General features: G+C 28.6%; 2 protein-coding genes. Both read left to right on the top strand.

Annotated elements, in window-relative coordinates; translation table 4 throughout:
- The first annotated feature begins 30 nt into the window (after window positions 1-30).
- On the top strand, window positions 31-16,026 hold the full coding sequence (locus tag ACPYPZ_RS02520; protein ID WP_426461006.1) for a hypothetical protein: 15,996 nt from the start codon (window positions 31-33) through the stop codon (window positions 16,024-16,026).
- A gap of 475 nt (window positions 16,027-16,501) precedes the next feature.
- Window positions 16,502-17,947, top strand: coding sequence for a hypothetical protein (locus ACPYPZ_RS02515; protein ID WP_426461005.1), 1,446 nt, complete (start codon window positions 16,502-16,504; stop codon window positions 17,945-17,947).
- The last annotated feature ends 38 nt before the right edge of the window (window positions 17,948-17,985 follow it).

Raw genomic sequence — 17,985 nt, 5'->3', positions numbered from 1 at the left:
AAATACAAAATTACAGTAAAGGAATTAAATATGAAACAGAAAGCAAAAATTTTATTAACTTTGGCTAGTGGAGTTGCTACAATTGCACCTTTTCTAATTACTATGTCAAATAGTGCAAGTCGAAGTGCTGGAATTCAATATTTTGGAAATGATAGTACCGAATTCTCTGGAAAATATGTTGAAAATTCATACATTGATTTTACCAAGAGTGGTCCACAAAATAACACAGATATTTTCTTAAACTTTTCTAATCGTTTAAATGACAATACTTCGTTTGAGTGAACTAACTATACAGGTTCTTGAGGACTTTATTCTTATGCAGGACTATCAGGTGGAAGTTCATTTAAGAGTACAAGTATTATTCCGAATGACGAAGGTTCATTAAAGAGTGTAGGTATTCAAAATGTGGTTAATATAGAAGAAATTACACCTGGAACAATGCGTGATTCTTATCCTTTATCTAATATGTTTTACAATATGTCAGTTCCTAAAAAACGTAGATGAAGAGCTACTTTTAATAACTGATATGTTCCTAATAATCCAGGATGAGGTGGAGCACCAGCAAATGCTAGTCAAGGATTAAAACTTAATACATACGGTAATATTCGTTTTGGTGTAGCTTTAACAAAAGATATTCAATTAGTTGATAACTCTGTACGTATTGCGATGTTTTTCCAAGATCAAAAATATCAATTGCAACCAGAAAGTGATGGTGTTGTTGGTAAAGTTTGAGAATTGGTTAATAATGATATGTCAATTTTTAACTACAATACTCCTGTATATCTTCGTCCACGTCCCACTAGAACCGCTAATAACGAATTTAATTTAGATAAATTTAATGTAAATCAAATTGTAATTGGAAATACTGGTTTTAATCAAAAATTTAATTGACAACCAGCTAATGATCCAGGTTGAACAAATGATTACAATACACCATATATTTTGCATAACTTAGCATACGAAACAGTTGATAATAATTCGTCAACTCAAAATGATGTTTATTGATTACAACAAGCTGGTAGAGAAAAGGATGGACCACCAGACAATAAATGATCTAATTTCTTAATGGGAGACTTGTTACCGTTCAACGACAAAGAACCTAGAGATCAAAGTGCTTATGCTAAAAACTTAAGAAACATTGGTTCTGTGCTTTATGGAAGAATTTCAAATGGTAATTACTGATATGCAAATTCTAAATATAATCCTACAGTTGTAATGGAGTTTGAAACTGTAGATAATATGGACGAAATTGGTAATCAATGACCATTTGCAGAAACAACACCTTCTGGAATTACTGCAACAGTAGCTTGATACCGTGGTTATAATGGTCTTGGTGATAAAAATAACACAGTAGCTTCTAACTCGGTTTCTTTTGATCGTTCAAATTACCGTACAATTAAAGTTCAAATTCAAGAACAAGCGGTAGGAAATGAAAAAATTAGTGAAGCTAATTTAAATAATGTTTTCTTACCAGATAGTTATGGTTATGAATTATGATGAAAAAATACTAAGATTGCAGAATTTCCTGAAACTATAGTTGAAATGGGTAAAGGAGACACATATCAAACAGCCATTAAAGGTAATAATGTTTATAACATTAATTTAACATTTAGAACTGATGTTTCTAAATGACCTGCAGATATGAAATCTGAAGCTAATTTCTTAAATAGTGATAATTTAGTGCTTAAGAGATACTTTAAAGATCCTAAAATTGGTGGTTTCTTCTATAACTACGGAAATACTGGAAATGATGAAAGTAGTCACCACTCAGTTTCTTGAAGAGAAAAATATAAAGCAACCGATGGAAACTTAGGTGGTACATTCTTTGATACAAATTCTTGAGAACGTGATGGAAGTTTATTATTCTATTCAGATGTGCAATGAAATAACACTAATGGATTTAATAAGCTTTATGCATTAAATGGTTCTGAAACAGCTCAAAGCGTGAACCACGCATACTTCGGACCTGCAAACTTAAAAATTTATGATAAATGAGACTTTAATAATCAAAAATTATTAAAAGATCAATCAACACAATTTGTCAATGCAATTTTTAGTGATTGAGATAGCACTCACTTTGGCGATAACAATATTTGATTAACTAATTTATATAACTTATTACAAGCTGACTATGAAGCTCCAAGAGTTTTAAATGAAGTTAATAATTGATATCAACCAGTGATGAATTATTTAGCAGATCCTAATTCAAATAGTTCACAAGAATTCCAAAAAAATAATCTTTGATTAAATGTTTACCAACAATCTGAAAGTACAGAAGCTAAACAAAAAAATACCAGATACATTCAATATATTTTTAACTCACCAGAACTTCAAAAACAATTAAAAGATGGAATTAATAATCTTGCAAACTGAGAATCTGTTTCAACTCCTAAATTCGAAGGAACAACAGATACCAATGAATCAGCTAAGAAAATTAACGATTTAATTCAAGCAGTTTTTAAAACAATCGAAAATTTAGTGACTGCTAAAAGTTTAGGTTTTGATAATAAGCAACAAACAGCTACTGAATTAATTGCAACGGCACTTAGCAAAATCGATACTTTATCAACTCAATATTTTGCACTTAGAACAATTGCTTTATTTAAAAACGCTGTTTTAAGTTTAACTAACCGTGAAGATGTAATTAAATACGTTAATGCTTTATTAGAGTTACAAACTAAATTACAAAATGCTCAAAGCATTTACAATAAATACAGTGTTGTACCAACTGATAAATACGCAAAATTACATTCAAATGTTGTAACTTCAACATACCAAGCATTTTTAACTAATTTAAATCAAACTAAAACATTACTTAAAACTATTTCAGATACTTATAAACCAATAAAAGGATTAACCCAACAAGCAGATACTACTTTAGAAAAAGTTTTAAACTTTAACAAACAATTTAATCCAGAAAGTATTGAAACGTCATATCAAGCAATTAATGTAGATATTCTAAATGCTAAAGCTCAAGTTAATGCTTTTAGTGGATTAACTGCAGAACAAAAAACTAATTTAAATAACAAATTAGATGGTATTTTAACTAGTGAAAATCCAAACTACAAATTATTAGAAAATTATCCAGATAGAGAACTTAAAATTGCTGCAATTTTAATTTATGCAAAATTCATTAACTTAATTAATTCACAACAAAATAATATTTGAACTCAAAATTCATATCCAATCACTACAGCTTCATATACTAATACAATCAACTTACAAGGATTTACTAACAAACAAGTTGATGGAGTAGAGTTGCAATTAGGCACTGAATCACATCCAGAACTTCCAAATTATGATGCTAATGGTTATAAAGCTTGAATTATTCCTAACACAACAGTAGATAGTGCTTCAGTTAACTACTGATGACAACCATCTGCAAAAGAACTTTCAAGTGGAAATACCAACTATCCAAAAGTACAGCAAGAATGAAATGTAGTTGATTTAAAAAATCCTTACACACTTGGAAATAAAATTTTAACTGCTTTTGAAACTGATATTGATACAACTCACTTTACTAGTGAACAACAATTAAACACTTTCTATAATGATTGAGTAGCTAAATTTAATTTAATTAATGAGTTAGATAATCAATATTTAACAGCTAAAGGTAATAATTGAAATAACGAAGCAATTTACCAAAACTTACACCAAAGTTATGTTGATGATGTAATTAACTCAAAAGTAGATAATAGTGCTAAAATCAAACAATTAATTACTAATTTAGCCACACAATTTACCGAACTAAATAACTTATTTAATCAATATTTAGTGATGCCACAAGGTAAATCACAAGTTGAATTAACTAATAGTGATTATATTTTTGGTAATGGTCAATTCTATGGATCTCAAAATAAAGACCACGCTCAAGAATGAGTGGTAAATGGTGAAATTCAATTACCATTGAATTCACAAAATGTTTTACCTTTAATTGCTACTTTATACCAAGTTTTAGGTAAAGATGCCCAAGGAACATTTAATGGATTTAATGGTACAACTACAACTGCTAATCTTCCGGCTGCTTTAAGTGTTGTTTTAGCTTCAAAATATAATATAAACGAAAATAACTACTGAGTTTATGAAAGTGATAAATTAGAGTTATTAATCAATGCTTTAAAAGAAACATTTAATAGTTTATTAAATGGTAGATATGTAGCTGCAAAAGAATTCCCAAATACATTTAGCAATTACTTTGCAATGGATAAAAAAGGAACACCACTTTATACTCAAGATGATGTTTCTCAATTTATTCAAGAACACCAAACAGAATTTAATGCTCAAACCTTCGAATGAAAAAATAATGCAGATGCTCCAGTTTATAAACTTTGAACTCATGAGTTTATTAAAAATAAATTAATTGAGTGATTTAATGAACCGGCTCAAAAACAATGATTTGGTAAATATGAAGCTTCTAACGCTTTACAAGCTTTAGAAGATATTCCGAATACAACTTTTGCTGATACTTTAGAAAATCAACATCATAGTGCTCTTAGTTACTTACAAGCTTGACAATATGAAGTTCAACAAATTATTGCTCAAAAAGAAGCTGCTTATGATTTAGTTAAAAATTATCCAAATTTAACAACAGCTCAAAAAGAAGCTCTTAAAGTAGATGTTTCAAATTGAAGTATGTTTGATGGTAATTCAATTCACATTTACTCAAATATGGATAAATATTTTGACAATGTCTCAAACGTAAATGAAAAGCTTTATATTGAACCACTTAAGATGAAGAACTTTGCAACATTTTTAAGTGAGTTAAACACAATTACAGGTAAATTAAATAATTTGGTTGATACTATTAATTCTGAATTACATCCAAATCAAACTAATGAAGATCCTTTACTTAAATTAGCTTCTAATCGTGCAAGTTTCATTACTGCTTATAATTTAGTTTCTCCAACTGACTTTAGTAAGTTTGCCAACATTATTCCTAGTGCTACTAACCAAGGTACTCCTTCAGTAACTCAGCTTTATGATAATTTAAAAGCTGAATACGATAAATTAAATGGTTACTACAACCAATTAGTTTCAGAAATTAGTGAAATAGATCCAAAGATTAAAGCTTACATCACTGAACCTAAATTTAATACAGCAACAGATATTTCAACTGTTAGTCAACAAATTAATAAAGCACAAAAAGATGCAGCTTATAAATCTGTTTTAGAAAAATTAGCTACGGCAGTTGCAAATCAAATTAATACTGAAAGCAACTTAAACCCAGCTCAAAAAGCTGATTATGCTGCTCAAACTAAAGCTGCTACAATTACTAAGTTTAATGATTTAGTTCCTATTATTGAAAATGCTCAAGCGAAAAACACAGCAATGGGATTATTACAAGATCAAATTAACATTGCTAATACAACTAAAACTTCTAAAGCAGAGTTAATTAAACAATTAGCAGCAATTAATAGTCCGGAATTAGCAGCATTTAATAATGCATACCAAGCTGCAATAACAATTAAACCGCAAGATAGTGCTAATGGTGAAGTTTCAACTGTTGAAGCAATTAATACTGCTACAGAAAATCTAAAGAAAGCTTTAAACGATCTAGATAATGCTTTTGTAAAACAAGAAATCCGTAATGAATTATCAAAAATTGATAATAATTCATCAAAAGCATTGCAAGACTATAAAAACACAGTTAATGATTATCTTAACCAACCACATACTACAGCTGAATTACAAAATAAATTAGCTGAAGTTAAAGATAAGATTTTAAAAGATCCGTTACAAAAAGCAATCGAAAATGCTGAAAGTCAATCACCAATTTCACCAGAATTACAAACAGCAATTAATACAGCTAAAGGTGAAATGGATACTGTAAGTAATGCTACTGAAGTTCAAACAGCAGTAAATAAACTTAATGATGCTATTAAACGTAATGAGTTAAAAACTGAACTTGATAAAGCTAAAGCAATTAGCAATCCATCTACAAAACTTCAAAACGTGATTAAAGATGCTGAAAACACTTGAACAAATTCAAATGTAAATGATTATCAAAACCAAATTGATAAATTAAAAGATGCGGTTCGTAAAGAAGCGCTTGATAAATCAATTGATACTGCTAATAACTTACCAGCAGCTTCAAAACAAAATAATGAATTACAAGAAGCATTAAATAATGCTAATAGTATTTCAAATAATCCAAATGCTACAGATGAGCAAATTGCTGATGCTAAAGATAAACTTGATAAAGCTATTGCTAATGCTAATAAAGTAGCAACACTTAAAGAAGAGTTACAAAAATTAATTGATCAAGCTAAACAAACTCCAAATAATGCTTGAATGAATGACTACATTCAAACAGCTCAAGGAGTACACGATAATGTTAATGCAACTGAAAATGATGTAAATGCTCAAATTTCAAAATTAAAAGAAGCAATTGCCACAGCAGAATTTGCTAACAAAGTTGCTGACATTCAAACTAAAAATCCTAACCCTTCAAATAAATTAACTAGCGAACTTGAAACTGCTAATAACTTAATTACCAAAGCTAAAAATGAGTTAGCAAATAACCAAGCTACAAATAGTACTGTTTCAAATGCAACTATTAGTGAATTAACTAATGAAGCAACTAAATTAGAAAATACAGTAACTAAAGAACCACTTGCTAAAGCAATTGCAAACGCTAGTGCAGTGACTGAACCTACAAATAAAGATGATAAAGACGCTTACAGTAAACTACAAACTGCTATAGAAACAGCTAATAAAGAGTACAACGTTGAAACACCAGTTGCTAATACAATTAATGATCAAGCTGCTAAATTAAATACTGCTTTAGATATTTATCATTTAGCTCAAACAGTAAATCAAGCTACACCAGTAGAGAACAAAACAACTGGATATCAACAAATTTTTGATGATGCTTCAAAAATTCTTAACGCAGTTGCAAATTACAATGATTTAACTAACGAACAAATTGCCGAGAAAGTTAAAGAAGCTTTAAATGCAGTTCAAACACCAGCACTTAAAGAAACTAACTTAACTCCACAAGAAGTGATTAACTTAGCAACTAAATTATTAAACGAAGCAACTTTAAAAGAACCACTTGAGAAAAAAGTAGTTGAAGCTAACAAAGTATTAGAAAGATTAAATAATAAAGCAAACGAAAATCCAGCAGGATTAGAAACTGAAATTGCTAATATTAAAAAGCAATATGATGCATTAAATACTGCTATTACAGATGCAAATAATAAATTAGCAATAACACCAGTTGAAGCTGCTCAAAGCTACATTGATCAAGCTAATAGCTTAAATACTGCTATTAATACAGCAAATTCGTTTATTAATCAAGAATTAGCTAAATTACAAGATGCAATTACTAAAGCTAATGCAGTTGAACCAAAAAGTTTAGATTTAACAGTTGCTATTTCAAGTGCTGAAGGTTTATTAAAACTTCCTAATTCAAATATGGTGGATGTTGAAAAAGAAATTGCTGCTTTAAATAAAGAAGTTGCTAAAAATAAATTATCAAACGCAATTGATTTAACACCTAGCGATCTGAAAAAGAACGAAACATTTAAACAAGATATTCTTGATCCAGCTACAAAAGTCTTAAATGATGCTAGTTCAACAACTAGTGATTACAACGAACAAGTTGCTAAAATTGAAACAGCAATTAAAAAACAACCACTTTATGAAGCTTATAATAATGCTTTAAGTCAAAATCCCAAACGTCCAGAATTACAAGAAGCGTTAAAAAATGCCAAAGCAATTCTTGATGATCCAAATAATCAATATAAAGATCAAAACGAAGATTTCTTTAATGATGAAGCTGCCAAATTAAACAAAGAAGTAGCTTTAAATGAGCTTAATAATGCACTTACAAATGCTAAAAATGTTCCAACAAATGAGCAAAGTGACGAACTTAAAGCTGCTATTACAAATGCAGAAAACACTTTAAGTAATCCAACTAACTCAACAACTGAACAAATTCAAGCTCAAACTAAAGACTTACAAAATGTAGTTGATCGAAACAATTTAGTTAATGCTTTAAAAGAAGCGAATGATTTATTACCAACTTTTGGTGATCCAAACGATCCAAATCATAAACAAGCTAAAGAACTTAAAGATGCAATTGATGCAGCAACCAAAGTTAATGCTAATAAAACTTTAACTAAAGCTAAGTACGATGAAGCTGCTAATACACTTAAAGCAGTAGTTGAAAAATTACAACAAGCATTAAACAATCAAAAAGATCGCTTAAAAGAATTAATCAAACAAGATGAAGAATTAAATGCTGATTGATTAAATCCAATTATTAAACATGCTAAAGCAGTTGATTCTAATAACGCTGCAACACTTGATCAAATTAACGAGCAAATTGCTAAGTTAGAAACAAGTATTGATTTAAATGCTTTAAAAGAATTAATTAAGAAAGTTGCTAAAGAAAATGCTCCTGTGTCAAATGAGTTAAGTCAAATTTTAGCTGATGGAACACAGTTTGTAACTCAAGCTGAAAGCACACTTGATACTAAACCATTTACTACAACATTACAAAACGAAATTACTACTGGTATTACAAACCAAACTGGTTGAATTTACCAAGGAAGTCACATTGAACCAGGATTTAAAGCTTATGATAAGCTAACAAGCTTACCAACAACTCAACCTGAAAGCTTACAAAATGACTATCAAACTGCAATGAATAATGCTCAAAGCATTTTAGATAACATTGTTAATAATTTAGCTCCTACTACTCCAACTATTGAACCAAACGTACAAACACAAATTAACAATCAAGCAAATAATATTAAACTTGTTGGTGATATCTTTGATTTACAAACCGCAGTTGCTAATGCTAATAAGATTAGTAATCAAAGTCAAGACTTACAAAATGCAATCAAAGATGCTAATACCATCTTAAATGGTTTACAAAACCAAAACCTAAATGATTGACAAGCTAATAACCAAACAGCAAATACTATTAAAGAAGGTGATTTAACCAATCCAAAACTTAAAGCGGCTGACATTACAACTGCTAATGAATTAGTTAATAAAGCTGCAGAGTTACTTAACAATGCAATTCTTAAAAACAATTTAAGTTTAGATTTAGAATATGCTAAGAAAGTGCAAACAGCTCTTGCAAATGCTACAACTACTGGACTTAAAAACAATAGTTCAATTACCAATGCTACAAATACGAAAACAGCTTATGAAACTTTAAGTAACAAAATCACAGCTGCAGAAAACTTATTTAACCAAGAACCAGTAGCTACAAATGAAGAATACAATAACACAGCAAAACAATTATTAGCTGATACTAACCAAGCTAAAACACAGTATACAAATGCAATTAGTGAATTAAGTACACAATTAGGTCTTGCAGAAGATGCTAACCCTAAATCAAGTGAGTTAACTAATGCAATTACTGAAGCTCAAACATTATTAGATAATGCTAAAGCAGCTGAAAACACAATGGATAGTCTCCAAGGTGCTACAGCAATTAAATTAATTGATGCTGCTGACAAATTAATGAATGAAATAGCTAAAAATAATTTAGCTAATGTAATGAATTCAGTTCCTAAGGAATTAAAAGATAATGCTACCTTTAACACTAATGCTTGAACTCCAGCTAATACAGTGTTAAATGATGCAAACTCTAATGCTGAAGCTTACGATAAAGCTGCTAAAGCTTTAGAATATGAGCTTACTAAACAAAAACTTTATGAAGCTTATAAAGATGCTTTAGCTCAAAACCCTATTAATGCTGCATTACAAACATTGATGGATGAAGCTAAAACAATGTTAGATGATAAAACTAATAATCCAGCAAAAACTGAAGCAGACTTTAATAATGAAGCTGATAAATTATTAAAAGCTATTGAACTTAATAAGTTAGATAATACAAAACAATCTGCTGACCAAATCACTCCTAAATCTCAAGAGTTACAAGATGCTATTACTAAAGCAAATGAAACATTAGCAAATCCAAATAACAAAACTACTGCTGAAATTACAGCTCAAACTAAAGACTTACAAAATGTTGCTGATAGAAATAAATTAATTAATGCTCTTACAGATGCAAATAACTTATTACCAAAATTAAATGGTGCTGATGCAAAAACTTTAAGAGATGCAATTACTGAAGCAACCACAGTAAATAACAACAAAGGTTTAACTAAAGCTGAATATGATGCAGCTGCTGATAAATTAAATGCAGTTGTTAAGGAGTTTGCTGATAAATTAGCACATAAAAAAGAAGCTCTTGAAGAATTGATTAAACAAGCTAAAGATACTAACCATCCATGAATGAACGATTTAATTAAAGATGCTGAAAATGTTGCAAACAACCCAGTTGCAACTGATCCAGCAATTGATAATCAAATCAATAAATTAACTGTAGCTTTAGAACTTGATAAATTAAAAACTAGAACTGAAGCAGTTTCAACAAGCAATCCTACACCTTCACACGAACTTAAAGGTGTGCTTGATAATTCAAATAACTTAATTAACCAAATCGAAACAGCAATTAAACAAGATGTTTCTAACGACCAAGTCACTGAGTTTAACGATAAAATTGCTGCTCAGATTAAAGCTTTAAATAAAGCTAATAACCTTGAACCAGTTTATTTAGCAAATGATAAAGTTAATGCTATTTCAAGTACTCAACCAGCAGACTTACAAGATTCGTATAACCAAATGAAAGAACTTGCAAGTACTGTATTAAATGATATTGCTGCTACTACTCCAGATACTGAAAACCTTGAAGCTGCTGAAAGCACAGCAGTAACTGAAGCTGCAAGTAACATTGATTTAGCAAGAGAAATTTTTGAATTAAAACAAGCGGAAGTAGTTGCTAGTCCAATTCAAAATAAAACAACTGACTTTGCTAAGATTTTTGCTGATGCTCAAACATTACTTAGTGCTATTAAGGATGTAAATCTACAAACAGCTCAAGCAATTAGAGATAAAATCAAGGAATTACAACCACAACTTCAAACCGAAGCTCTTAAAGACAATAATTTAACTAACGCAAATCAAATTATTACTAAAGCAACAGAATTATTACAAGCTGCAACTGTAAAAGAACCGCTTGCTAAGAAAATTGCTGAAGCAAATAAAGTGCTTGAACTTTTAAATAATGGAACAATCACTGTACCAGAAAACTTAAAAGATCAAGAAATGACAATTGAAAAGAGAAAAGAAACTTTACAAAATGCAGTTGATTTAGCAAATGAACAAATTAATGCAGTTCCAGTTAAAACAGCTACTGAATACGAAAATGAAGCTGATAGCTTAGATGAACAAATTCAAATTGCTGAAAAATTAATTTCACAAATTAAAGATGCTTTAAAAGAAGAAATTGCTAAAGCTCAAACAATTACTCCAGCACAAGATTACTTAACTAATGAAATTGCTACAGCAAATGCGTTACTAAGTAATCCAAATGCTAAAGCGATTGAACTTGTTAAAGAAATTAGTAAATTAAAAGATTTAGAAGCTAAAAATAATCTTGAAAATGCAATTAATAATGTTCCAGATAGTTTAAAAACTAATCCAACCTTTAAACAACAAGTGCTTGATCCAGTAACTGAAACCTTAAATAGTCCAAATTCATATCGTCCAGATTATGTAGCTGCTCAAGAAAAATTAGAGCAAGCTCTGAAAAAAGAAAAACTTTATGATGCATATGAAAAAGCATTAAAACAAGATCCAAAACGTCCAGAGTTACAACAAGCTCTTGATCAAGCTCAAGATATGCTAGAAGATCCAAAAGGAACATACAAAAATGAACCTCAAAGTGTCTTTGATACTAAAGCTGATGAGCTTACTAAACAAATTGCGTTAAATGAACTTAATAATGCTAAGGTGGCTGCTGAATCAGAAACTCCTAAATCTAAGGAACTTACAGATAAAATTGCTGCATCTCAAAATACATTGAATAATCCAAATAATGTTTCTACAGAGCAAATTAATACTCAAACAGCAGATCTTAAAAATACAGCAGATCGAAATAATTTAATGAATCAAATTGCAACTGCTAATAACTTACTTCCAACTTTTGGAGATCCAAAAGATCCAAATAATAAAGAAGCTAAAGCTCTTGCAGATGCAATTAAGGAAGCTAGTGCAGTAAATGATAATCATACTTTAACAAGAGAGCAATACGATGAAGCTGCAAATAAACTTCAAGCTTTAATTAAACAATTACAAGACGAATTAAAAGGTAAAAAAGATAAGCTTGATCAGTTAATTAAAGAAGCTCAAAAAGAAAATGCTGATTGAATGAATGATAATATTGCTGAAGCTTCAAATGTTGCGAAAGAAGAAAATCCAACTAATGCTTCATTAAATGAACAAATTAGTAAGTTAACTACAGCAATTGATTTAAATCACTTAAAAGAATTAGTAGAACAAATTAAGAAACACAATCCAGAACCTTCACATAATTTAACTACTACTTTAAATAATGCTCAAAGCTTTATTAATAAAACAGAAGCAGCGTTAAAAGAGCCGTTCACAGCTGAACAAGAAGCTAAAATTAAAGTTGAAATTACTAACCAAACTAACTTATTAAATAAAGCTAATAACCTTGAACCAGTTTATAAAGCTTACGATGCAATTAATAACGTTGCTAAACCTACTGATCCATCATTAGAAAACGCACATCAAAATATGCTTGATGCTGCTAATAAATTAGTTAATGCAATTGCTGCAACTACTCCAGATACAGCAACCTTAACTCCAGAACAACAAACAGCAATTACTAATGCAGTTAATAACTTAGAATTAGATAAAAATATTTTCGACTTACAATCTGCAGTTGCTAAAGCTAGTGGAATTGAAAACAAAACTCCAGAACTAGATAAAATCTTTAAGGATGCTCAAAATATTACTAATGCAATTGGAAATCAAGCAGAGAAAGACTTTGAGACAGTTAAGAAAGACATAACTAACCTACAACCAAGCTTTGAAACAACTGCATTAAAAGATGCTGCTTTAGATACTGCTAATAAGATCGTAACTAAAGCTACAGAACTTTTAAATGAAGCAACCTTAAAAGAACCTCTAGCTAAAGCAATTGCTAAGGCAAACGAAGTTAATAAATTATTAGAAGGAGTAACTAATACTGAACCAGCAAATATTAAAGATAATGCTAATAAAGTATTAGAAGCTAATAATAATTTAAGCACAGCTATTACTACGGCCAACAATGAGCTTAATGCTACACCAATTAAGGATGCTAATACATATCAAAATGATGCAAATAAATTGTTAGATGAAGTAGCTAAAGCTAATAAAGTAATTCAAAACTTAAAAGATGAGCTTCAAAATGTAATTAATGAAGCTAAAAACATTAACCCTGCAAAAGATTATTTAACTAATGAAATAAATACAGCTACAAACCAAGTAGCAAATTCTCAAGAACCAGCAATTAATGTGGTTAAAGAAATTCAAAAATTAAAAGACTTAATTGCGAAAAATAAATTAGAAAATGTCATTGCAACTATTCCAGAGATAATGCAACAAAATAATAAGTTTGTAAATGATATTTTAAAACCAGCTGAACAAACTTTAAATAATGCTGACTCAGATAATCAAGATTTTGATGCTGGTCGTGAAAAAATTGAAGAAGCTCTGAAAAAAGAAAAACTTTATGAAGCTTATGAAAATGCATTAAAACAAGATCCTAAACGTCCAGAACTTGAAAATGCAATTAATAATGCTAAAAATATTCTTGAAGATCCAAATAATGATTTTGGAACAAAAGATCAAAACTTCTTTAATAATGAAGCTGATAAATTAAATAAAGAAATTGCATTAAACGAACTTAATAATGTTAAAGATAATGCAAATAAAGTAGCAAAACCTTCAAAAGACCTTACTGATGCAATTAATGCTGCAAATGAATCTTTAAATAATCCAAACGCAAAAACTGAAGCAGAAATAGAGCAACAAACAAAAAACTTGCAAAATATTATTGATAGAAATAACTTAATTAATGCCTTAAAAGAAGCTAATGATTTAGCACCTACTTTTGGAGATCCTAACGATCCAAAAAATACTTTAGCTAAAGAACTAGCAGATGCAATTAATAAAGCAAATGAAGTTAATAATAATCACAATTTAACAGCTAAAGAATACGATCAAGCTGCTAGTGACTTACAAGATGTAATTAACAAACTAAAAGATGAGTTAAATAAACAAAAACAAGCTCTTGAGGATGTTATTAACAATTCAAAAGCAGTTGATCCAAAATCTAATGCACTTGACAATGCAATTAAAGAAGCTGAAGCTTTAGGTGAAAACCCAAGTTATAACGATATTGTTGAACATATTAATGACTTAAATCACAATGTTAAAACAAATGATTTAAATAAAGCAATCGAAGAAGCTCCTACTCTTAAAGAACCAGTTCCAGGATTTACACCTGAAATTGATAATAGTAAAGCTATAGCAAATAACCCAGAAGCTTCTCAAGAACAAATTGATAATCAAACAGCTAAACAATTACTTGATAATGCAAAAATTGATGCATTAAATCAAATTAATGATTTAAAAAATATTAATAATGCTCAAAAAGAAGCATTACAAAAACAAGTGATTGCCGCTAAAACAATTGATGAGTTAGCTCCTATTGTAGCTCAAGGTAAAGAACTTGATAATGCGATGGCAGATGCAAAAAAATATGTAGATAATTTACCAGAAAGTTACTTAACTAACCCAATTAGTAATATCAATTATGTCTATGCAACTCCAGAAGAACAAACTGCATTCAAAGATAAATTAGATACTTTAAATAACCTACTTAATAAAGAAACAGGGTCAGTTTATAAAGATAATTTAGGTAGTCAAATTAAAGATTTAATTAATGAATTAAATACAGCTAAAGACAATTTAACTGGTGATGCTAAATACCAAAAAATTATTCAAAATGGTGAAAATGAGTTAGCTAACGGAAAAGACTTTACTCAGTCAAATAACTTCTTTAACACTACTAAAGCATTACAAGATGCTTATAAAGATGTTTTAAATCAAGTTGAAAAACAATTAGAAGTAGTTAAAAATCAAACTACTACTCCAAATACTGCTGAAACAGATAAATTACAAGATTTAATTAATCAATTACATAATTTAGCAGATGAAATTAAGAAATTTAGCGATCAAGAATATACAGATAACGGTAAGAAAGTACCACAAATTGATCATATTTTAGATAACTTACCAAATGTATCTGATTCATACAAAGATAAAATTAAACAAGATTGAAATAATGCTAAAACAAAAGTAGAAGCAGATAAAATCTTGCAAGATGCACTTGATAAGATTAAAACTAACGATCAAAAATTAGATGATCTTAATAAAGAAATTGAAAAAGTTATTGATACTAATCCGAAAGATTGACAACCAAACGTAGTTAATGATTTACAAGATAAATTAGATAAATTAGTAAATCAAGGAGTAAAACAAGATTCACTTCAAGATTTCCAAAACATTGTTAATGAATTAGATAAACTAAAAGTTGCTAATACTGCTTTAGAAGAGTTTTTAAATTCTAATGCAAAAGATGAAACAACTTATAACCAAGCTAAAAATAATCTTGAAAAAGCAATTAATAATTTAAAACCATTAACAGCAACAAATTCAGTAAATCAAGCACTTATTGATAAATTTAACAATCAAGTAAATAATTACAAGACAAATGGACAAGAATTTATTAAAGCAATTGACTCATTATTAAATAATAATGAAGCAGAATTTAATAAAGCAATTCAAAACTTAGTAAATCAACCTAAGATTTATCAAGACTTTGAAAATGTTTTAACAGATAATAAATACTTCGAAAATCAAGCAACATCTGCTGATGATTACAGTTGACAAGATGTTAAAGATATTCAAAAAATTGTAAATTCTCCAGAATTTAAAGAGATTGACAATGTCTTTAAAACAGCATTAACTACTGATAGATTACCAAAAGACAGATTACCTTGATATTGATGATTAGCTCTTGGAATTTTGGGTACAAGTGCCTTTGCTACAATCTATGGTTTAGTTAAAAATAACAAGAAAAAATAATTTATAAAGTCAGTTCAATGAGCTGATTTTTTCTTTTGTTTTGTATCGTTTGCACTTATAATTGAATTAAGGAGCAAAATGAAAAATTGTATAAATAAGAAACTATTAATTACTAACCAAGCTGTAAATAAAACTAAATTATTATTATGACTTTTAGGAGTTTATAGGTATGAAACAAATTAGTTTACTTGATTATTTAAAATCGAGTTATAAAAGACCTTATTCTATTAATTTAACCGAATATCGTCATAAGACAAGGTTACATAAAGTACCAGAAAATATAATTGCTGCTACTCATAAAATTTTAAGAACTAGAAATTTTTGATTATTTTATAGTTTCTTTTTTACACTTTTTAGTTTTTCTGCTGCTCTATTCACACCATTAGAAATTATACGAATTGAATATTTAAGAATTCTTTTTTTAATTTTATCTTTGATATGTTTCTATATTTTTTGTTTTAATTTAAATTTTATTTTGCATAATAAAATTTGGACTGTAGAGTGATTTGAAATTGCTTTTCAAAGTGAAAAACCAGAATTAATCAAAACAGCTTTAAATAATAATGAAGTTTATAAAGAAACAAAAAAATTTGAAAGTCTTTTACAATTGACTTTTCCAAGTAGTTTTTTAATTGGAGCTTCAAAAACTAAATATAAAAAGCACGAAAATATTGAAAGAGTTACCATTTCAGAAATTGAAGAATCGTATGATTTATTTTCTGAATCACAGTGAATAACCAAATTTAGAGAATTATTATTCTCAAGCATTCGTTTTAATGCTAAATATCATTTTTTATTTTGTATTTTATTAAATATACTTTTTTGATCTAGTTTGTTGCTTGGTTTAAAGACATTCACATTATTTGGTTATACATATGATGTTAATGATGATTTTTCACTATATTTATTTTTAGTTTTATTAATTAGTTTCACAGCGATTTGGTTTGCGTTTGTCTATGAATTGTGAGCTCGAAGTGGTTTATTTTATAAGAAAAAGTTGTTTGAACCAAAATGAACTTACCTAAATGCTGATACTATCAGAATGGAATTATTAGCGAATTATTTAGCAAACCCTAATCTAGATAATTTTATCCTATATCAGGATATAACTCAAATGGCACTTCCTGAGCCAGAAAATGCTGAAAAATTTAAAAAAAATATTTCCGAGAAAGATGAAGCTTCATTTCGTTCTTACGAGTGACATAACCTTATTAATCAAGTTCCAACATTAAGTTGAAATAAATTAAAACAAATTGATTTAAAAACTTTTAAAGAACTGTTTAAGAATGCATTTAGCAGTTGTTATTGATTTTATATTATAGGAATAATTATAGGGCTAATTTGTTGTTGCTATAAACCGTGATTTAATAATTGACTATATTATGTGCTTTTTATGATTTTAATAGTAATTGTTTTTTGTTTATTCTTATTTAAATATTTTAAATACCAAAAAGCTTTGAATAAAAACAAATTAACTTGATTATATGTTTTAAGTGATCTAAATAATCTAGAAACTAATATTGATTTAAAGGTTAAACAAAATGATATAGATAAATTAATGAAGTCATTTAGTATAAAAATGAGAACACGTACATTTTTATGAATTTGTAAAATCATTCTAAGTGGATTTTGCTTAGGTATAGCTGTAGGTTTAGCTATTTGTTTAATAGATTTTGGTTGAGCTGATGCAGACAATAAATTCGGTTATGCTCTTTTAGGTATTTCACTAAAGACATACTGACCTTATTTATTAGCTACATTATTTGTGCTTATTATTTTATTTATTTTAACAGCAATGTGAGCAGTAAATAGTACACCTCACTATGAAGAAACCTATAAATTGAAAAGAATTTCAAAATCTAAGTTAAAAATTATTAATTTAGTAAAGGTATTGATTAACCACTTAGAAAATGAACAATAAAAAAATAGATGTATATTCTTAAACATCTATTATTTGCA

Source organism: Mycoplasma hafezii (genome assembly GCF_049942695.1).
GTDB lineage: Bacteria > Bacillota_I > Bacilli_A > Mycoplasmatales > Metamycoplasmataceae > Mycoplasmopsis > Mycoplasmopsis hafezii.
Note: the sequence above shows the minus strand (reverse complement) of the source record. Positions and strands in the feature narration are given on the sequence as shown.